The sequence below is a fragment of the Actibacterium mucosum KCTC 23349 genome (assembly GCF_000647975.1).
Classification (GTDB): Bacteria; Pseudomonadota; Alphaproteobacteria; order Rhodobacterales; family Rhodobacteraceae; genus Actibacterium; species Actibacterium mucosum.
The window spans coordinates 23,947-40,590 of the sequence record NZ_JFKE01000005.1; the positions used below are offsets into that span (position 1 = coordinate 23,947).

A 16,644-nucleotide genomic window follows, 5' to 3' on the forward strand; every position below is an offset into this window, starting at 1 on the left:
GGTGCAGGGTTTCTGTGCCACCCTTTTTGCGCTAGGCGTTGGGCAGCAAAGCGGAGGTTGCCACATGTCCCTGAATGTTTATCTGTCGGGCGAAATTCACACCGATTGGCGGGCCGAGATCATGGCCGCCTGTGACGGGCTGGACGTGACGTTTGACGCGCCGGTGACCGATCACGGCGCCTCGGACGATTGCGGCGTGGCGATCATGGGGGCCGAGCCCGACAAGTTCTGGCACGACAACAAAGGCGCCAAGCTGAACGCGATCCGTACCCGCAAGGGCATCGCGGAGGCGGATGTGGTTGTGGTGCGGTTTGGCGAGAAATACCGCCAGTGGAACGCCGCGTTTGACGCGGGCTATGCCGCGGCGCTGGGCAAATCGGTGATCGTGATGCACGGCCCCGATCATCAACACGCGCTGAAAGAGGTGGATGCCGCGGCGCTGGCGGTGACCGAGACGCCGCAGCAGGTGGCGCAGATCCTGCGCTATGTTCTGACCGGCGCGTTGCCGGGGTGATCAGGCCGGCACAAGCCAGCCTTTTTCCACCGCCGGGCGCACCGCGAAAGTATCGCGCCAGCGAATGACGTTAGAGAAACTCTCCAACTCAAGCAGTTCGTCGGTTTTGTAGAACCGGGTCAACGTCTGAATCCAAGGGATCAGCGCGATGTCGGCGATTGTGTAATCCGCGCCGGTGATCCATTCCTTGTCGGCCAACTGCCGGTCCATCACGCCAAGAATGCGCTTGCCCTCGTCGATATAGCGCTGCTTGGGGCGGGGGTCTTCGATCTCGGACCCGGCGAATTTGTGGAAATAGCCCAGCTGTCCGAACATCGGGCCCTCGCTGCCCATCTGGAACATCAGCCACGACATCGTGGCCTGCCGCGTCTGCGCGCCCGTGGGCAGGAACTTGCCCGTCTTCTCGGCCAGGTAGATTAGGATCGCCGCGCTTTCGAAAATCGACACCGCGTTGCCATCAGGCCCGTTGGGGTCGATGATCGCGGGGATCTTGTTGTTGGGGCTGATTTCAAGGAATTCCGGCGTGAACTGATCCTTTTCGGCAAAGGAAATCTTGTGCACCTCGTAGGGCAGGCCAACCTCTTCCAGCATGATCGAAACCTTGACGCCATTGGGTGTGGCCAGCGAGTAGAGCTGCAAAATGTCGGGGTTCTGGGCGGGCCAGCGACTAGATATTGAAAAATCGGACAATTTGGTCATTAATTGTGCACCAGTGCGTTCAGGATAGACATCACAGAAAACGTAAAGAGTTCTGTGCGCACTTGTAGTGTGAACAATGTGCAATGACGCGGAGGCAATGACCCTACCGCGCACAGGGTGGAAAAAGAGGGAAAGACTATGTTGCAAGAGTTTCGGGATTTTATCGCCAAGGGCAATGTCATGGACATGGCCGTGGGTATCATTGTGGGCGCCGCCTTCACCGCGATTGTGAAATCGATGGTGGATGACCTGATCAATCCCATTATCGGTATCTTCCTTGGCGGGCTCGACTTCTCGAACCTGTTCGTCGTGCTGGGCGACGGCGCGTTTGAAACGCTGGAGGCCGCGAAAGAGGCGGGTGTCGGTGTCTTCGCCTACGGCTCGTTCATCATGGCGATCATCAACTTTCTGATCATCGCTTTCGTGGTGTTTATGCTGGTGCGTTATGTGAACAAGGTGAAAGAAGCGGCCGAGAAAAAGGAAGAGGAAGCACCGGTCGAAGAGGCCCCCGCTGGCCCAACCGAATTGGACCTTCTGACCGAGATTCGTGACGCGCTGGCCAAGCAGGCCAGCTGATCCAAAGAAACGCCGCGTCGCCGGAAAGAACCGGCGGCGCGGTGCCGTTTTCCGTTTGACACCGGGCGCGCGCTTGGGTAGGTCAGCGCCACTAAGCGTGGCGTGATAGCTCAGCTGGTTAGAGCACAGCACTCATAATGCTGGGGTCGGCGGTTCAAGTCCGCCTCACGCTACCACTTATCCCCTTTTGGTATCAGGTTTGCATGCGCCTTGCGCTGGTTTGACCTTCGCGTATCGCCTGAAACATCACGAACCCGGCCGGTCCAAACAGGAAGGTGACGGGCAAACAGGGCAGCACCAGCCAGAATCGAATGCCCGCGTCGCGTGCCGTGCGGCAGATCCATGCGCCAACGAACAGGTCGAAAGCCAGAAAGTGGATCCACCCGGCCAAGAGGGCGGATTGGCTGGTAAAAAGCCGCTGTACCTCGGCCAGACTGCCGAAGCCGCCGCCGTTTTCCGCTGGCAAGGCAATCGAAATGATCACATAACCCAGCGACAGAATGACAGGCAGCGCGATACCGGCGATCACATCCGCCACGCGCGGGAACCAGGGTGAGGCCAGCAGTACCAACCACCCGGCCATGGCCAGCAAGCTGGTGGCGGAGAAAATGAGTTCTAAATCCATGATATATACTTTCATATGCAATCATATCTGTTGCAGATGTGGGGCAATATACTTGCATATGCAAGTGATTCGACTAATATCGCGGCCATGGAAAACGTATCGAGCATAAATGCCCTACGGCTGCTGCAGGCGGCGGACGAGTTTCGTTCCCGGCTTGCAGGTGAATTTTCGGCGGTACACGGAATCTCGGTGAACGAGTTCGTGTTGCTGATGCATTTGGACAACGCCACCAGCAAACGGTTGTCGCGGGTGGAACTTGCGGGGCGCATGCATGTCAGCGCCTCAACCGTCACGCGGATGGTGGCCCCGATGGAAAAGATCGGGATGGTCGCGCGTGAGGTTGACCCGCGGGATGCCCGGATTGCCTTTGTTGCCATCACCGAGGCCGGGCAGACGCGCTTGGACGAGGCCCGCCCAACCTTTGCGAAACAGGCAGGTTATGCCTTTCGCGACCGTTGGGAAGAGGGCGAGTTGCAACAATTGTCGGAACTGTTGGGCCGCCTTATTCCACCTGCTGCGGCGGACCTGTCGTGATCTACTGTTTCAGGGCCAGGTGGGGCGCCATGACGTCGATGCCAAGGGCTTTGCCCACGGCATAATAGGTCAGATGCCCCGCATGGGTGTTCAGGCCGGCCAAAAGGTGGGGGTCATCCTCGCAGGCCTGCCGCCAGCCTTTGTCGGCCAGCGCCAGCAGATAGGGCCGCGTGGCGTTGCCAAGCGCGATGGTGGACGTGCGGGCGACCGCGCCGGGCATGTTGGCGACGCAGTAATGCATGATGCCGTCCACTTCGAAAACAGGGTCCTCGTGGGTGGTGGCGCGCGAGGTCTCGAAACAGCCACCCTGATCGATGGCTACATCGACGATGGCGGCGCCGGGCTTCATGTCGGACAATTGGGCGCGGCTGACCAGCTTGGGCGCGGCGGCGCCGGGGATCAGCACCGCGCCGATAACCATATCGGCGCTGGCGACCAGCTCGGCAGTGGACCCGGCCGAGGCAAAGCGGTTCTTGAAGACATGCCCGAACGTGTCGTCAAGATAGCGCAGGCGGGGCAGCGACATGTCCAGAACGGTCACGTCCGCCCCCATACCGGCGGCGATCCGGGCCGCGTGGGTGCCCACCACACCGCCGCCAATCACCACAACCTGCGCCGGGCCAACACCCGGCACGCCGCCCATCAGCACCCCGCGCCCGCCATTGGCGCGCTGCAACGTCCAGGCGCCCATTTGCGGCGCCAACCGCCCGGCAACCTCGGACATTGGCGCCAGCAGGGGCAGGCCGCCATTGGCGTCGGTCACGGTTTCATAGGCGATGGCCGTTACACCCGAGGCCAGCAGATCGCGCGTCTGATCGGGGTCGGGGGCGAGGTGCAGATAGGTGAACAGAACCTGGCCCGCGCGCAGCATGGCGCGTTCCTGTGCCTGCGGTTCTTTCACCTTCACGATCATCTCGGCCTGTTCAAAGATATCGGCAGCACCGGGCAGGATCGTGGCGCCGGCGGCCACGTAATCGACATCGGTGAAACCGCTGCCCAGACCCGCGCCGGCCTGGATCAGCGCGGTATGGCCGCGTGCGGTGATATCGCGGGCGGCGTCGGGCGTCATCCCGACGCGGAACTCTTGGGGCTTAATTTCTGTGGGGCATCCGATGCGCATGTTGTCCTCCCTGACACTGATCCCAGCGTTGCGCGGATCGGGTGGGAAGGGGTTGCAATCTTTGTGCGCGACATGGCTCTTGTCCGAAGAATCGTGCATCATTGGCCCAAACAGGCGAAGGAGTTTCGATATGGCCGAGTTGGACAACACGGATCTGCGTATTCTGACCGTTTTGCAGCGGTCCGGGCGAATCTCAAACGCCGAGCTGGCCGACAAGGTCAGCCTCAGCGCCTCGGCCTGTCACCGGCGGGTGCAGCGGCTGGAGGGCGAGGGTTTTGTGAAGGATTACGTTGCCCTGTTGGACGCGCGCAAGATGGGGCGGCCCACAACCGTATTTGTCGAGATCACCCTGTCAGGGCAGGCCGATGAGGTGCTGGAGGCGTTTGAAAAGGCGGTTGCGCGGGTGCCGGATGTGCTGGAATGCCATCTGATCGCCGGGCAGTATGATTATCTGCTGAAAGTGGTTGCCCGCGACAGCGAGGATTTTGCCCAGATCCACCGCCGCCATCTGGCGCGTCTGCCGGGGGTGGCGCAGATGCATTCGTCTTTTGCGTTGCGGACCGTGTTCAAGACCACGGCCTTGCCGGTATAAGGCGACACAAAAGCGTTATGCGCACCTGCTAGACCCGCGCAATGCATGACAGGAGACCCCCGATGGAATTCGAAGACGACAGCAACAAGGATTGGCTGGAAGCCGAGCTGGAAGACACGCTGGACGAGGATTTTGAGCTGGAGCTCAGCGATCCGATGCTGTCGATGGAGATCCGCAAGATCTATAACAAGCAGCATCCCAACATGCTGGACCGCAAGGTCTATTTCCGCAACCTGCTGCGGTTGCAGGCCGAGCTGATCAAGTTGCAGGACTGGGTGCAGCAAACCGGTCAGAAGGTTCTGATCATCATGGAAGGCCGCGACAGTGCGGGGAAGGGCGGGGTGATCAAGCGCATCACCCAGCGGCTGAACCCGCGCGTGGCCCGCGTGGTGGCGCTGCCGGCGCCATCGCGGCGCGAGCAGAGCCAGTGGTATTTTCAGCGCTACGTGCCGCACCTGCCGGCGGGCGGCGAGATCGTTCTGTTTGACCGCAGCTGGTACAACCGCGCCGGGGTGGAGCGGGTGATGGGCTTTGCCAACGAAGACCAGGTTGAGACGTTTTTTCAGGACGTTCCCGAATTTGAACGCATGCTGGTGCGGTCGGGTACGATCGTGTTGAAATACTGGTTCTCGATCACCGACGAGGAACAGCAGCTGCGGTTTTTGATGCGCATCCACGACCCGATGAAACAGTGGAAACTGTCGCCGATGGATCTGGAAAGCCGGATCCGGTGGGAGCAGTACACCAAGGCCAAGGAAGAGATGTTTGCCCGCACCAACATCCCCGAGGCGCCGTGGTATATCGTGGAAGGCAACGACAAGAAGCGCGAGCGGTTGAACTGTATCGAGCATCTCTTGTCGCAGATCCCCTATGCCGAGGTGGAAAGCGAGAAGGTGCAGCTGCCCGAGCGGGTGTATAACGAGGAATACGAGCGCCAGGTTCTGCCCGACGAGCTGTACGTGCCGAAGGTTTATTAAAAGGCGCGCCTTGCGGCGCAAGTGATATCTCGGGCCCCGGCCATCCGGCCGGTGCCCTCGGGCGGGCGTGTGGGGCCCGGTTTTACACCCATTTGGCCAGGGGGGGCAGGCTCATCAGCACGGCGTTGGCGTCGTGGCCGGTGGCCAGACCGAACTTGGTGCCGCGGTCCCAGACGAGGTTATATTCGGCGTAGAGCCCGCGATGGATCAGCTGTGTGTCGCGGTCGGCCTCGAACCAGGGGGTGGTGCGGCGTTTTTCGACCAGCGGGGTGAAGGCGGGCAGGAAGGCGCGGCCGATATCCTGAATCAGGGCAAAATCGGCGTTCCAGTCGCCGGTATTGTGGTCGTCCAGGAAGATGCCGCCGACACCGCGCGCGCGTTTGCGGTGCGGGATATAGAAATATTCGTCGGCCCAGTCTTTCAAGCGCGGGTAAAGGTCGGCACCATGCAGGTCGCAGGCGCGTTTCTGTTCGGCGTGGAAATGGGCGGTGTCGTCGTCGTATTCGATGCAGGGGTTCAGGTCGGACCCGCCGCCGAACCACCAGGCGCCCGGCGTCCAAAACATGCGGGTGTTCATGTGCACGGCAGGGCAATGGGGGTTTTGCATATGCGCGACAAGCGAGATGCCCGAGGCCCAGAATTGCGGATCGTCCTCGATCCCCGGCACGCCGCGCGCGGCCATGGATTTCTGTGCCGCCTCGCCCAGGGTGCCGTAGACGGTTGAGACATTCACGCCCACTTTCTCAAAGACGCGGCCGTCGCGCATGACGCTCATCAACCCGCCACCGGCATCTGATCCATCATCAGAGGCGCGCGTGGTTTCGGTGACCTCGAACCGGCCAGCCGTGGCGTCTGACATGGGGCCGGCCTGATGGCTGTCTTCGAGCCCTTCGAAAGCAGCGACGATTTGGTCGCGCAGAGTGCGGAACCATGCCGAGGCAGTGGTCTTTTGGGTGTCCATGGTCGCGGTCATGGGGCCTCCGGATCGTTGTTCGGGCAAGGCCTAGCAGGTTTGGGCACAAGGGGCCAGAATCCGCCTGCGCGCGGCAAGGTGATTTGTGTCGCAGGGGTTTCGCGCTAAGATCAGGCTTGTCCAGTAAAGGGGTCGATATGCGGAAGTATTCTCTGATTTTGTTGTTGCCATTGGTGGCCTGCGCGTCCCCGCGAGAGAAATGCGAGTTGGATGCCACCGAGGATCTGAGCATTGTGAAGGCCCTGATCGCCGAGACCGAACAAAACCTTTCGCGTGGCTATGCCATTGAACGCACGGTGGAAACACGCCCGAACCTGACGTTCTGTTTTGCCGACAAGTTCAACACGGGCAACGCCGTGTTCACCTATTGCAACGAGTTTGAGACCGCCGAGGTGAAGACACCCGTTGCCATCAACGTGACGGCAGAGAAGGCGAAACTGGCCGATTTGAAACGCAAGGAAAGCGAATTGCGATCGCGGACCAAAGACGCCTTGGCGCAATGCGCGGTGGCCTTTCCCAGCACTTAATGCGCAGGCGTTGTGACGGGGTCGATCAGAGTGCGGCCGCCGTCCACCGTGACAACCTGACCGGTCATGAAAGACGCGCCCTCGGAGGCGAGGAATTGCGCCGCCTCGGCCACTTCGCCGGGTTTCGCGATACGCGACAGCGGCGTGTGTGATTTGATATCGGCCCGGTACTCGGCGTTGTCTTTTAACGCGTCCTGCAAGCTGGCTGAAAGGACCGAGCCGAAGGCGATGGCGTTCACCCGGATCTTGTTGGGGGCAAGGGCCACGGCCAGCGAACGGGTCATCTGGTCCAGCGCGGCGCAGCTGATGGAATAGCCCAGAAGGCTGGGATTGGCGCGGCGGGCGGCGATGGACGACAGATTGATGATCGAGCCTACGCAACCGACATCGTCGGGGCCTTCCTCGGCCTGCTTGATCATCTTGCGCGCGACGCATTGGCTGAGTCGCAGAGAGGTCAGCAGGTTCTGCTGCAACATCTCTTCGACGGCGTCGTCAGCTGATTTCAGAGGGTCCGACGGGATCACCTGACGGCTGGCGTTGATCAGGATGTCCACCCGGTCAAAGGCGTCGATCGTGGCCGACAGCAGGTTCTGGATCGTCAGCTTTTCGCGCAGGTCGCCGGCGAATAGGCGGGTGTTGCCTTCGTCGGCCTCTTTGCCCAGTTCGTTGGCCAGGCTGGCCTCGTCCCGGTCAGCAAAGACAACGTTGGCGTCGTGAGCGGCGAAATGGCGGGCAATGGCCAAGCCAACGCCGTTTGCCGCGCCGGTCACAATAGCGGTTTTGCCGGCAATCGAAAAACTCATGGCCGAAGCTCCTGATTCGTCCTTGGCAGGTTAGTCACTTATGCGCGTTCGCGCGAGGGTTGCCGATGGGGCGGCGCGCAACGAACAGCTTAAAGGCCGGGCTGCCGGGGCGTTCCTCGACATTGGCAAACAGCGTTGCAAGATCGCGCTCGTACGGCAAATGGCGGTTGGCGACAAGCCAGAACTGTCCCGACGGTGCCAGTGCGCGGGCAGCAGCCGACAGAAACGCGCGACCAAGGGCGGGGTCTGCGGCGCGGCTGGTGTGAAATGGCGGGTTCGAGATAATGACGTCATAGCGGGCTTTGGGGTCTGGCCGGGTGGCGTCGGCCCAATGGAATGCGGCGCGCGGGTCGGTGACGTTACGGCGCGCGCATTCAAGAGACGCGTGGTCGGCCTCGATCAGGTCCAGATGTGTGATCGCGGGCGCTTTGCTCATCAGGGCGCCCGACAAAAACCCCCAGCCGGCACCGAAATCCGCCGCCGTGCCCTTCAGGCCGTCAGGCAGCGCATCGGCCAAAAGGGCCGAAGCCGGATCGACCCCGTCGGCCGAGAACACGCCCGGGGCGGTGATGTGGCCTGACGGCAGCGTGGTCTGACCGGCGATCCAGTCGTCGAAATCGGCGGGTTCGGCGTGCAGGTCAAAGCATTTGCCATGCGCCTTCGAGATCACGTTGCCAACCTGCCCGCGCTGGCGGCAGGGTTTCAGCATGCTGTCGATGCCGTCGGTTTTCTGTCCGTCGATCCAGACAGGTCCACCGCAGGTCAGACGCAGGGCCGTGGCGACAAGATGCCGGGCCTCGGCCTTGGCGCGGGGCAAAAAGACGATGGCGGCGTCGGCGGATTCAGGAAGCTGGGGCGAGGCCGTGAACCCGCGGGCAACCCAGATATCATGGTCTGGCTTGAAGGGTTGAACGATAGCTACCTGCGCGGCTGAAAGCGCCGACAGATCAGCATCAGCAGGCGGACCAAAGACGGCGATCCGTGCAAATTCGTCCAGCGGCGCGTCTTGCAGCGCCAGGGTTAAGCGGGGGTCAGACATGGTGACCGCCCGGTTACTCCTTTTCCATGGTGCATTGCAACGGGTGCTGATGGCGGCGGGCAAAATCCATCACTTGCGCCACCTTGGTCTCGGCCACTTCGAACGAGAACACGCCCACAACCGCCACGCCTTTCTTGTGAACGGTCAGCATAAGCTCGGACGCCTGGGAATGGCTGAGGCCAAAGAACCGTTCGAGAACGTGCACGACAAACTCCATCGGGGTGTAGTCGTCATTCAGAATCAATACCTTGTACAAAGGTGGCCGCGCAGTTTTCGCACGGGTCTTCGTGATGACACCGGTATCGTTGTCGTGGCCGTCATCCTTGTCGGACATCATAATAACAGGGCGATCGCGCACGCTGTTGTCTCCGTAATCGAAGGTTTTTGGGTTGGAAACAGGTATATAGGCTTGGGACGGGGTCTGAAAAGGGGGGGCGTGGCCAAAGAGGCCGCCCACACGCGCATCTGTGAAGGGATCAGGAAGAAAATGTCTAAACTGAAAACAATCGGCTTGGATGCGGACGATACGCTTTGGCACAACGAACAGTTTTTCCGCCTGACCCAACAACGATTCGCCGAGTTGCTGAATGACCACGCGGATCAACAGGCGCTGATCGACAGGCTGGAAGCGGCCGAGCGGCGCAACCTGGGCCACTATGGGTTCGGCGTAAAGGGATTCGTGTTGTCGATGATTGAAACCGCGGTTGAGGTGGGGGGCGATCAGGTGCCAGCCAGCGTGATCAACGAACTGTTGGAGTCCGGCCGTGAGATGCTGCGCCACCCGATCGAACTGCTGCCCGGCGTGGCCGAGACCGTCGCCGAACTGGCCGAAAGCCACGCATTGGTCTTGATCACCAAGGGCGACCTGCTGGATCAAGAGCGTAAACTGGCGCAATCGGGACTGGGCGAGATGTTTCGGGCGGTCGAGATTGTGTCAGACAAGACGCCGGACATCTATGCCCGCGCCTTTGCCGGTTTCGACGGTGGGGTCGAAGGCGCGATGATGGTGGGCAATTCGCTGAAGTCAGACGTTTTACCCGCGCTGGAAGCCGGCGCATGGGGCGTTCACGTTCCGCATGAACTGACATGGAGCTTCGAAGCGGCGACCCCGCCGGTGGATCACGATCGCTTTCACGTGGTGCCCGGCTTGCCGGATCTGGCCCCGCTGGTTCAGCGTTTATCGTGATATCTGGTGTCCGGTTTTCGATGCGACGCAAGATATCCCCATGAACACCACCCCGAAAGCGATTGAAATTTAGGTGTTTTCTGAAATAAGACCCTGTGTTACCCTGCGTTCAAACAACAATGGCTGACCGGGAAAACCCGGCGGTTTGAGGCAGACAGAGGCAATGATCGTGCAAGGTTCGGGTTTCCGGGTCCGCAAGGGTATTCCCCTTTTTCTCGCAATGATGTTGGTGCTTGTGGCGCCAGCTTTGACATGGGCCGCGCCCTATGCCGCGATGGTGGTCGACGCGCGCTCTGGCAAGGTTCTGCATTCGCGCAATGCAGATACGCGGCTGCATCCCGCCTCGCTGACAAAGATGATGACGCTTTACATCGCGTTCGAAGCGGTCGAACGCGGCGAGATCTCTCTGGACACCTTGGTGAAGGTCTCGAAAAAGGCAGCAGCAGAGCCGCCGTCCGAATTGGGTTTGCGCACGGGGCAAAAGATCAAATTGCGCTATCTTATTCGGGCGGCGGCCGTTAAATCGGCCAACGATGCAGCCACGGCCATCGGTGAGGCAATCGAAGGGTCCGAAGCGGCCTTTGCCCGCCGGATGAACCGCACCGCCAAGGCGCTGGGCATGTCGAAAACCACGTTCAAGAACGCGCATGGCCTGACCGAAAGCGGCCACTTGTCCACGGCGCGCGATATGACGACGCTGGGCCGGCACCTGTTTTATGACTATCCCGACTACTACAACCTGTTCTCGCGCATCACGACCGATGCTGGGATCAAGTCGGTCAGCAGTTCGAACCGTCGGTTCCTGGGCAGCTATAAGGGCGCCGATGGCATCAAAACCGGCTACACGCGGGCGGCTGGTTTCAATCTTGTTGCCTCGGCCGAGCGGGGCAGTGAACGGATCATCGCGACAGTCTTTGGCGGCCGCTCGTCCACGTCGCGCAATGCCGAAGTGGCCCGGTTGCTGGATCTGGGGTTCAGCCGCGCGCCCAGCCGCGTGGCCGTGAACAAGCCACGTCCGCCGGCCTATCAGGGCAAGGTCAACGGGTCCCAGGGCAAAACAGTGCGTTTGGTCATGACGATCAACTCTTCGAAATTTCCCAAGCCCCGCCCGGATCGGCCACAAATCTCGGAAGACGTACAGCTGGCGCTGCGTGAAGGGGTCGAAGACGCGTTGAAAACGGTTCAGGACTCCCCGTCGGCCAAGCCTAAGGAACGCCCGATTGTTACGGCCGCCGTGACCCCGGGCGATACCGGACAAGAGGTTGTCACGCGCCTGTCCACCTCTGGTGGGCGCCTGTGGGGCGTGAATATCGGGGTTTATGGAACCAGTTACGAGGCCGAGCGCGAGCTGTTGCAGACCGCGTTGAAAGAGCTGGAAACCTTTGACGAGGCGCTGCGCAAAGTGGCCAAGACCTCGCGCGGGTTCAACGCAAATTTCGTGGGCATGACGCAGGAACAGGCGGCGTTGGCCTGTCGGCGGCTTGAGGCGCGCGGGTCTACCTGCTCGACCATCGGGCCCACATGAGTTTCGTGATCGACCCCGCGCCGGCGCCATCGGTGGCGGTCGAGGGCAGTACGGCGCGATTTCCCGTGCGGCGGATTTTCTGCGTTGGGCGCAACTATGCCGAACACGCGCGCGAGATGGGCAATGACCCCGATCGCGAACCGCCGTTCTTTTTCACCAAACCGGGCGATGCGGTGGTGGGCGACGGGGCGCGGATTGCGTTCCCGCCGGCGACGGAGAATCTGCATTTCGAGGGCGAGCTGGTGGCCGCCATTGGCACGGGCGGCGCGGATATCGCACGCGACGCGGCGCTGTCCCATGTTTATGGCTATGCGGCGGGCAATGACCTGACGCGCCGAGATCTGCAGGCCGCCGCCAAGGCGGCGCGACGTCCATGGGATATGGCCAAGGGGTTTGACAACTCGGCCGTTTGTGGGGCGATCGTACCCGCTGTTGAACACCCCACGCAGGCGCGCATCCGCACCGAAGTGAATGGCGAGATCCGGCAGGATGCCGACATTGCCGACATGATCTGGCCGCTGGCCGACGTGATTGCCTATCTGTCGGGGTTGGTCCGGCTTGCACCGGGAGACCTGATCTTTACCGGCACCCCTGCTGGCGTGGGTGCGTTGCAGCGTGGCGATACCTGCACCGTAACCGTGGACGGGATCGGCAGCGCATCCTGCACCCTGGTTTAGGGTTTCGGGCGGCTGTCCCAGTCATCGGTCAGAATGCGCGCGCCATCGCCTTGCGGATCGTCGAACTGTTCGGACCGCAGCGCCCAGAAGAACGCCGCCAGTCCCAGCCCGCCGAGGGCCAGAGAGATCGGGATGAGGAACATGAGCATTTGCATCGGTCTACCTCAGGCGCAGGGCGTTCATCGAAACGCAGATGGATGACAGGGACATGGCCAGCGCGGCCATCAATGGTGTGGCGAAACCGGCCAGCGCGATGGGGATGGCCACGGCGTTATAGGCGGCAGCGATAGCGAAGTTTTCGCGGATACGCGCGGTGGCTTTGCGCGCGGTGACCAACGCACCGGAAAGCGGAGCGAGGTCACGGCCCAACAGAACGATGTCCGACGCCACGCGCGCCGCATCCAGCGCCGAGGCCGGTGCAACCGAGACATGCGCAGCGGCAAGCGCCGCAGTATCGTTTAACCCGTCGCCGACCATCAACACGCGGTTGTTTTGGGCGGCCAATGCCTCGACAAAGGCGGCCTTTTCGGCAGGCAGGATCGCGGCGCGCCATTCGGAAATGCCCAGCTCGCGTGCCAGGGCACCAACGGGACCGGGCGCGTCGCCTGACAGCAGATGCACCGATTTCCCCTGTTCACGCAGTGCGGCCACCAGTTCGGCGGCTCCGGGGCGCAGGCTGTCGGTGAAGGTGAAGGCGCGCGGTGGTTGATCGCCGATTTGCAGCCAGACGGCGGTGTCATTGCCCGCCGTGGCGCCGACCCATTCGGCGCGGCCCAGACGCACGGTCTGCCCTTGCCACTGACCCTGCACACCATGGCCCGGAACCTCGGCCAGCTGCTCGATTTGCGCGGGCGTAGTGCCTTCCGCCGCTTGCAGCAGAGCCTTGGCCAGCGGGTGGGCCGAACCTTGGGCCAGGCCAAGCGCAACGGCGAAACCGGTGTCGTGAACGGGGTCTTCACGCAGGCGGGGCAGGCCCATGGTCAGCGTGCCGGTTTTGTCGAACACAACGGTGTCAACTTCGGCCAAACGCTCTAACGCGGTGGCGTTTTTGACCAACAGTCCGCGTTTGAAAAGCCGCCCGGTGGCGGCGGTGGTGACGGCTGGCACAGCAAGGCCAAGCGCGCAGGGGCACGTGATGATCAGAACCGCAACGGCAATGTTCAACGCCAGCCGAAGGTCGCCGGTCGCTGTGATCCAGCCGAGAAAGGCAAACAGCGCCAACAGATGCACGCCGGGCGCGTAAATCCGCGCGGCCCGGTCGGCCAGCGAGGTATAGCGGTTGCGGCGGGTTTCGGCGATGGCCACAAGCTCGGCCATGCGGTGCAGCGAGCTGTCATTGCCGGCCGCCGTCACTTCGACCTCCAGCGGGCCTGTCAGGTTAACCTCGCCCGCCGCCACAATCTGCCCCGGTGCGGCAAAAACCGGCAGGCTTTCACCCGTCAGCAGGGCCCGGTCAATCTCGGACTGACCTTTGCGGATGATACCGTCCACCGGCACGCGGCCGCCGGGGCGCACGCGCACAATGTCGCCGGGTGTCAGAGTGTCCACGGCGACTTCCTCGGCCTTGCCATGACGGACGCGCAGCGCGCGGGGCACGTCCAGCGCGGCCAATTCCTGCGCGGCAGAGCGGGCCACGGCGCGCGACCGGTGGTCCAGATACCGCCCGGCAAGTAGGAAAAAGGTCAACGAGAGTGCTGCGTCGAAATAGGCGTGGTGGCCGGAATGGGCGACCTCCCACAAGGACATGGCGCCCGCCAGAAGGATCGCCAGCGAGATCGGCACATCCATGTTCAGCCGCCGCACCGACAAGGCCCGCCAGGCGTTGCGGAAAAACGGCTGGGCCGAAAACGCGATGGTGGGCAAGGCGATGGCGGCCGAGATCCAGTGGAACATGTCGCGGGTCGCGGCCTCGGCCCCCGACCACACGGCGACCGACAGCAGCATGACATTCATCATGGCAAAACCCGCCACACCCAGCCGCATCAGCAGATCGCGCCCTGTACGTGCGGCGGCGGTTTGGGTCAGCTGGCCGGGGTCAAGCTCGTGCGCCTCATAGCCGATATCGGCAAGGCGGGTGATGGCGTCGGTGGCGGGAAACCCCGGCGCGGTGGTCAGCGTCACCCGTTTCAACGTCAGGTTCACCCGCGCGTCCTTCAGCCCCGGCAGCCCCGCAAGGCCCCGTTCCACCGCAGAAATACACGCCGCGCAATGGATCGTGGGCAGCGACAGGATCAGCTTGTCACCGATCGCGCGCGATGCCGTTTCGCGCGCCAGTGGCGCCGCATCGCAGGCCGGGCAGGCGCTTATCGGGGCCGAAGCGGCCATCAGCCTGCCACCTGGATCGTCAGACGTTGAAAGAAGGGCGTGCCATCAGGTGCGGTGGTCGACACACGCAGCAGCCACTTGCCCGGTTCCAGCACCACGGGCGCGGCGAATTGGTCGCCGGTGGGGTTCAGCAAAAGCTCCTGATCATCACGCGCGACGGTGGAGCGCCCCACCAGAACCGAAACTGCCTCAGGTGCGAAGGCCGCGCCATCGGCATCGGTAAAACGCAACACCAGCTGGCCGCGTTCATACCCGGCGTTCAGCGTCCAACCCAGCGCGTCCTGATTGTCGCGGCTGGCCTCAAACTGTTGACTGGCGACGTAGGAATTGCGCACCTCTAACCCCGGGAACGTGCCAACGGCCAGCGTGGCCATGGTGACATTCACCGCGATGATCACGGCAAAGGCGCTGGCGGTGATGAAAAAGACGGTGCGGCCTGTTATCGGAGCCTGAAACATCAGTTTTCCTTTCCGTTAAAGACGGTGTCGGTATGGGCGCGGTCCTGATTTGTCAGGTCGGTCACCCAGAACCGGAAGGCGGTACGTTCGGCACCGGCCACGGGGGTGCCCGGCGGGGCTACCACGTAAACGCGCTGCAACTTGGTGCTGTCGGCGGGCACGGTGACGGTTTCGTATTCCGTGCCCTCCAGCGACCATGTCAGGAAGCGGTCGCCGGTGATCGAGATGCGGAAAGGCCGGTCATCGCCATGCTTGTTCCGCAACCGCACGTCATAGGTGTTGCGGACTGAACCATCGGACATGATCACGTATGTCGGGTTGCGGATAGGTGCAACGGTCAGTTCGATCTCGGGGCGGATGAACAATGCAACCAACAGGCCAACGCCCACCAGCGACCACAGGGCCGTGTATAGGATCGTCCGCGGGCGCAGCAGGTGTTTGAACGCAGGACGGGGTTTCTGACCTTCACGCTCACGCGGCTCGTCCGACAGCGCCATATAGTCGATCAGCCCGCGGGGCTTGCCGATCTTGTCCATCACCTCGTCGCAGGCGTCAATGCACAACGCACAGGTGATGCATTCCAATTGTTGACCGTCGCGGATATCGATGCCCATGGGGCAGACATTCACGCAGGCCTTGCAGTCGATACAGTCGCCCAGCGCGTCCGCGTCGGCCGATTTGCGGTGCTTGCCGCGCGGCTCGCCCCGCCATTCGCGATAGGCCACGGTCAACGTGTCTTCGTCCATCATGGCGGCCTGAATGCGCGGCCAGGGGCACATGTAGATACACACCTGTTCCCGCGCGACACCACCGAATAGGAAGGTTGTGGCGGTCATCACGGCAATGGTGGTGTAGGCGACGGGGTGGGCGTTCAGGGTGAACAGGTCCACCATCAGCGTCGGTGCATCGGTGAAATAGAATACCCAAGCCCCGCCCGTCACCAAGCCAATGCCCAGCCAGACGATCCACTTGGTCACACGCAAACGCGTCTTGCGCCCGTTCCACGGCGCGTTCCAAAGGCGGACGCGGGCGTTGCGGTCGCCCTCGATCCAGCGCTCGGTCAGTATGAAAAGGTCGGTCCAGACCGTCTGAGGGCAGGCATAGCCGCACCAGACACGACCCGCGGCCGACGTGAACAGGAACAACCCAAGCCCGGCCATGATCAAAAGCCCCGCGACGAAGTAAAACTCGTGCGGCCAGATCTCGATCCAGAACATGAAAAAGCGGCGCCCGGCCAGGTCGACCAGCACCGCCTGATCCGGCAGGTTCGGCCCGCGATCCCAGCGGATCCAGGGCGTCAGGTAATAAATCCCCAACGTGACCACCATGATGGCCCATTTGAAGTTGCGGAACCGGCCGCTAACACGGCGCGGGAAAATGGGCTCACGCGAGGCGTAAAGCTGCGGGGTAGATTGATCAGGGTTTGCCAAGGGAGACTCCGGCAATGGTGTTCGCGTGCGCTGAACCTAATGTTAGCACGCGCGGGTCACATTG

20 protein-coding genes and 1 tRNA gene are annotated in these 16,644 nt (G+C 62.1%); 10 read left to right on the plus strand and 11 right to left on the minus strand.

The window, feature by feature from the left end; genetic code table 11:
- Positions 1–64 precede the first annotated feature (64 nt).
- On the plus strand, positions 65–514 hold the full coding sequence (locus ACMU_RS12030) for a YtoQ family protein (protein WP_035259941.1): 450 nt from the start codon (positions 65–67) through the stop codon (positions 512–514).
- On the opposite strand, the gene ACMU_RS12035 is transcribed toward ACMU_RS12030, so the two are convergent.
- Positions 515–1,213 carry a glutathione S-transferase N-terminal domain-containing protein gene (locus tag ACMU_RS12035; RefSeq protein ID WP_035259943.1) on the minus strand — a complete coding sequence of 233 codons (699 nt, stop codon included), beginning with the start codon at positions 1,211–1,213 and terminating at the stop codon, positions 515–517.
- A gap of 138 nt (positions 1,214–1,351) precedes the next feature.
- Between ACMU_RS12035 and mscL the strand changes: the two genes are divergently transcribed.
- Both mscL and ACMU_RS12045 read left to right on the plus strand, forming a co-directional pair.
- Positions 1,352–1,789, plus strand: a complete 438-nt coding sequence (mscL, locus tag ACMU_RS12040; RefSeq protein WP_035260565.1) for a large conductance mechanosensitive channel protein MscL — start codon at positions 1,352–1,354, stop codon at positions 1,787–1,789.
- A 99-nt stretch (positions 1,790–1,888) separates the two neighbouring features.
- Positions 1,889–1,965 (plus strand) — tRNA-Met (locus tag ACMU_RS12045).
- Positions 1,966–1,982: 17 nt separating this feature from the next.
- Here ACMU_RS12045 and ACMU_RS12050 read toward each other — a convergent pair.
- On the minus strand, positions 1,983–2,414 hold the full coding sequence (locus tag ACMU_RS12050; RefSeq protein WP_035260568.1) for an ABA4-like family protein: 432 nt from the start codon (positions 2,412–2,414) through the stop codon (positions 1,983–1,985).
- Positions 2,415–2,501: 87 nt separating this feature from the next.
- Between ACMU_RS12050 and ACMU_RS12055 the strand changes: the two genes are divergently transcribed.
- Positions 2,502–2,948 carry a MarR family winged helix-turn-helix transcriptional regulator gene (locus ACMU_RS12055; protein ID WP_035260571.1) on the plus strand — a complete coding sequence of 149 codons (447 nt, stop codon included), beginning with the start codon at positions 2,502–2,504 and terminating at the stop codon, positions 2,946–2,948.
- A gap of 1 nt (position 2,949) precedes the next feature.
- Here the strand turns inward: ACMU_RS12055 and ald are convergent, their stop codons facing one another.
- Positions 2,950–4,068 (minus strand): alanine dehydrogenase, encoded by a 1,119-nt coding sequence (gene ald / locus ACMU_RS12060; RefSeq protein ID WP_035260573.1) that lies wholly within the window; start codon positions 4,066–4,068, stop codon positions 2,950–2,952.
- Positions 4,069–4,198: 130 nt separating this feature from the next.
- On the opposite strand from ald, the gene ACMU_RS12065 reads away from it, so the two are divergent.
- Together ACMU_RS12065 and ppk2 are read left to right on the plus strand one after the other, a co-directional pair.
- The gene (locus ACMU_RS12065) at positions 4,199–4,660 is read left to right on the plus strand and encodes an Lrp/AsnC family transcriptional regulator (protein WP_035259945.1); all 462 of its coding nucleotides are present in this window, start codon (positions 4,199–4,201) and stop codon (positions 4,658–4,660) included.
- Positions 4,661–4,722: 62 nt separating this feature from the next.
- Positions 4,723–5,637 (plus strand): polyphosphate kinase 2, encoded by a 915-nt coding sequence (gene ppk2, locus ACMU_RS12070; protein ID WP_035259947.1) that lies wholly within the window; start codon positions 4,723–4,725, stop codon positions 5,635–5,637.
- An 82-nt stretch (positions 5,638–5,719) separates the two neighbouring features.
- Here the strand turns inward: ppk2 and hemF are convergent, their stop codons facing one another.
- Positions 5,720–6,610, minus strand: a complete 891-nt coding sequence (gene hemF, locus ACMU_RS12075; protein ID WP_035259948.1) for an oxygen-dependent coproporphyrinogen oxidase — start codon at positions 6,608–6,610, stop codon at positions 5,720–5,722.
- Positions 6,611–6,747: 137 nt separating this feature from the next.
- Between hemF and ACMU_RS12080 the strand changes: the two genes are divergently transcribed.
- Positions 6,748–7,137 (plus strand): hypothetical protein, encoded by a 390-nt coding sequence (locus ACMU_RS12080; protein ID WP_035259950.1) that lies wholly within the window; start codon positions 6,748–6,750, stop codon positions 7,135–7,137.
- On the opposite strand, the gene ACMU_RS12085 is transcribed toward ACMU_RS12080, so the two are convergent.
- The 3 genes from ACMU_RS12085 to clpS are packed head-to-tail and all read right to left on the minus strand — an operon-like array spanning position 7,134 to position 9,313.
- On the minus strand, positions 7,134–7,940 hold the full coding sequence (locus ACMU_RS12085) for an SDR family NAD(P)-dependent oxidoreductase (RefSeq protein WP_035259951.1): 807 nt from the start codon (positions 7,938–7,940) through the stop codon (positions 7,134–7,136). The genes ACMU_RS12080 and ACMU_RS12085 overlap by 4 nt on opposite strands.
- 34 nt (positions 7,941–7,974) lie before the next feature.
- Positions 7,975–8,979, minus strand: a complete 1,005-nt coding sequence (locus ACMU_RS12090; RefSeq protein ID WP_035259953.1) for a class I SAM-dependent methyltransferase — start codon at positions 8,977–8,979, stop codon at positions 7,975–7,977.
- 13 nt (positions 8,980–8,992) lie between these two features.
- Positions 8,993–9,313 (minus strand): ATP-dependent Clp protease adapter ClpS, encoded by a 321-nt coding sequence (gene clpS, locus ACMU_RS12095; protein ID WP_051588346.1) that lies wholly within the window; start codon positions 9,311–9,313, stop codon positions 8,993–8,995.
- A gap of 153 nt (positions 9,314–9,466) precedes the next feature.
- Here clpS and ACMU_RS12100 point away from each other — a divergent pair, with 153 nt between their 5' ends.
- The 3 genes from ACMU_RS12100 to ACMU_RS12110 all read left to right on the plus strand — a co-directional run bounded on the left by ACMU_RS12100 (position 9,467) and on the right by ACMU_RS12110 (position 12,367).
- On the plus strand, positions 9,467–10,165 hold the full coding sequence (locus ACMU_RS12100) for an HAD family hydrolase (protein ID WP_035260575.1): 699 nt from the start codon (positions 9,467–9,469) through the stop codon (positions 10,163–10,165).
- A gap of 223 nt (positions 10,166–10,388) precedes the next feature.
- Positions 10,389–11,690: a D-alanyl-D-alanine carboxypeptidase family protein gene (locus ACMU_RS12105; RefSeq protein WP_035260576.1), complete on the plus strand. Its 1,302-nt coding sequence runs from the start codon at positions 10,389–10,391 to the stop codon at positions 11,688–11,690.
- Complete coding sequence (locus ACMU_RS12110) at positions 11,687–12,367, plus strand: fumarylacetoacetate hydrolase family protein (protein WP_035259955.1); 681 nt, start codon at positions 11,687–11,689, stop codon at positions 12,365–12,367. The genes ACMU_RS12105 and ACMU_RS12110 overlap by 4 nt, the downstream gene beginning before the upstream one ends.
- Here ACMU_RS12110 and ccoS read toward each other — a convergent pair.
- From ccoS to ccoG, 4 genes are read right to left on the minus strand one after another with little or no spacing between them, the layout of a single operon-like run.
- Positions 12,364–12,522, minus strand: a complete 159-nt coding sequence (ccoS, locus tag ACMU_RS12115; protein WP_035259957.1) for a cbb3-type cytochrome oxidase assembly protein CcoS — start codon at positions 12,520–12,522, stop codon at positions 12,364–12,366. The genes ACMU_RS12110 and ccoS overlap by 4 nt on opposite strands.
- 4 nt (positions 12,523–12,526) lie before the next feature.
- Positions 12,527–14,692, minus strand: coding sequence for a heavy metal translocating P-type ATPase (locus tag ACMU_RS12120; RefSeq protein WP_035259959.1), 2,166 nt, complete (start codon positions 14,690–14,692; stop codon positions 12,527–12,529).
- A complete protein-coding gene (locus ACMU_RS12125) occupies positions 14,692–15,150 on the minus strand; it encodes a FixH family protein (RefSeq protein WP_035259962.1) in 459 nt (152 codons plus the stop codon). Before ACMU_RS12125 ends, ACMU_RS12120 begins: the two co-directional genes overlap by 1 nt.
- Positions 15,150–16,580 carry a cytochrome c oxidase accessory protein CcoG gene (gene ccoG / locus ACMU_RS12130; RefSeq protein WP_035259963.1) on the minus strand — a complete coding sequence of 477 codons (1,431 nt, stop codon included), beginning with the start codon at positions 16,578–16,580 and terminating at the stop codon, positions 15,150–15,152. Before ccoG ends, ACMU_RS12125 begins: the two co-directional genes overlap by 1 nt.
- Positions 16,581–16,644: the final 64 nt, after the last annotated feature.

Excerpts from the sequence above, each read along its gene's own strand:
- clpS (WP_051588346.1), bottom strand. The coding sequence starts at position 9,313 with ATGTCCGACAAGGATGACGGCCACGACAACGATACCGGTGTCATCACG.
- ACMU_RS12125 (WP_035259962.1), bottom strand. The coding sequence starts at position 15,150 with ATGTTTCAGGCTCCGATAACAGGCCGCACCGTCTTTTTCATCACCGCC.
- ald (WP_035260573.1), bottom strand. The coding sequence starts at position 4,068 with ATGCGCATCGGATGCCCCACAGAAATTAAGCCCCAAGAGTTCCGCGTC.
- ACMU_RS12080 (WP_035259950.1), top strand. The coding sequence starts at position 6,748 with ATGCGGAAGTATTCTCTGATTTTGTTGTTGCCATTGGTGGCCTGCGCG.
- ACMU_RS12100 (WP_035260575.1), top strand. The coding sequence starts at position 9,467 with ATGTCTAAACTGAAAACAATCGGCTTGGATGCGGACGATACGCTTTGG.
- ACMU_RS12035 (WP_035259943.1), bottom strand. The coding sequence starts at position 1,213 with ATGACCAAATTGTCCGATTTTTCAATATCTAGTCGCTGGCCCGCCCAG.
- ACMU_RS12110 (WP_035259955.1), top strand. The coding sequence starts at position 11,687 with ATGAGTTTCGTGATCGACCCCGCGCCGGCGCCATCGGTGGCGGTCGAG.
- ccoS (WP_035259957.1), bottom strand. The coding sequence starts at position 12,522 with ATGCAAATGCTCATGTTCCTCATCCCGATCTCTCTGGCCCTCGGCGGG.
- hemF (WP_035259948.1), bottom strand. The coding sequence starts at position 6,610 with ATGACCGCGACCATGGACACCCAAAAGACCACTGCCTCGGCATGGTTC.
- ACMU_RS12105 (WP_035260576.1), top strand. The coding sequence starts at position 10,389 with ATGTTGGTGCTTGTGGCGCCAGCTTTGACATGGGCCGCGCCCTATGCC.
- ACMU_RS12090 (WP_035259953.1), bottom strand. The coding sequence starts at position 8,979 with ATGTCTGACCCCCGCTTAACCCTGGCGCTGCAAGACGCGCCGCTGGAC.
- ACMU_RS12030 (WP_035259941.1), top strand. The coding sequence starts at position 65 with ATGTCCCTGAATGTTTATCTGTCGGGCGAAATTCACACCGATTGGCGG.
- ACMU_RS12055 (WP_035260571.1), top strand. The coding sequence starts at position 2,502 with ATGGAAAACGTATCGAGCATAAATGCCCTACGGCTGCTGCAGGCGGCG.
- ppk2 (WP_035259947.1), top strand. The coding sequence starts at position 4,723 with ATGGAATTCGAAGACGACAGCAACAAGGATTGGCTGGAAGCCGAGCTG.
- ACMU_RS12065 (WP_035259945.1), top strand. The coding sequence starts at position 4,199 with ATGGCCGAGTTGGACAACACGGATCTGCGTATTCTGACCGTTTTGCAG.
- ACMU_RS12050 (WP_035260568.1), bottom strand. The coding sequence starts at position 2,414 with ATGGATTTAGAACTCATTTTCTCCGCCACCAGCTTGCTGGCCATGGCC.
- mscL (WP_035260565.1), top strand. The coding sequence starts at position 1,352 with ATGTTGCAAGAGTTTCGGGATTTTATCGCCAAGGGCAATGTCATGGAC.
- ACMU_RS12085 (WP_035259951.1), bottom strand. The coding sequence starts at position 7,940 with ATGAGTTTTTCGATTGCCGGCAAAACCGCTATTGTGACCGGCGCGGCA.
- ACMU_RS12120 (WP_035259959.1), bottom strand. The coding sequence starts at position 14,692 with ATGGCCGCTTCGGCCCCGATAAGCGCCTGCCCGGCCTGCGATGCGGCG.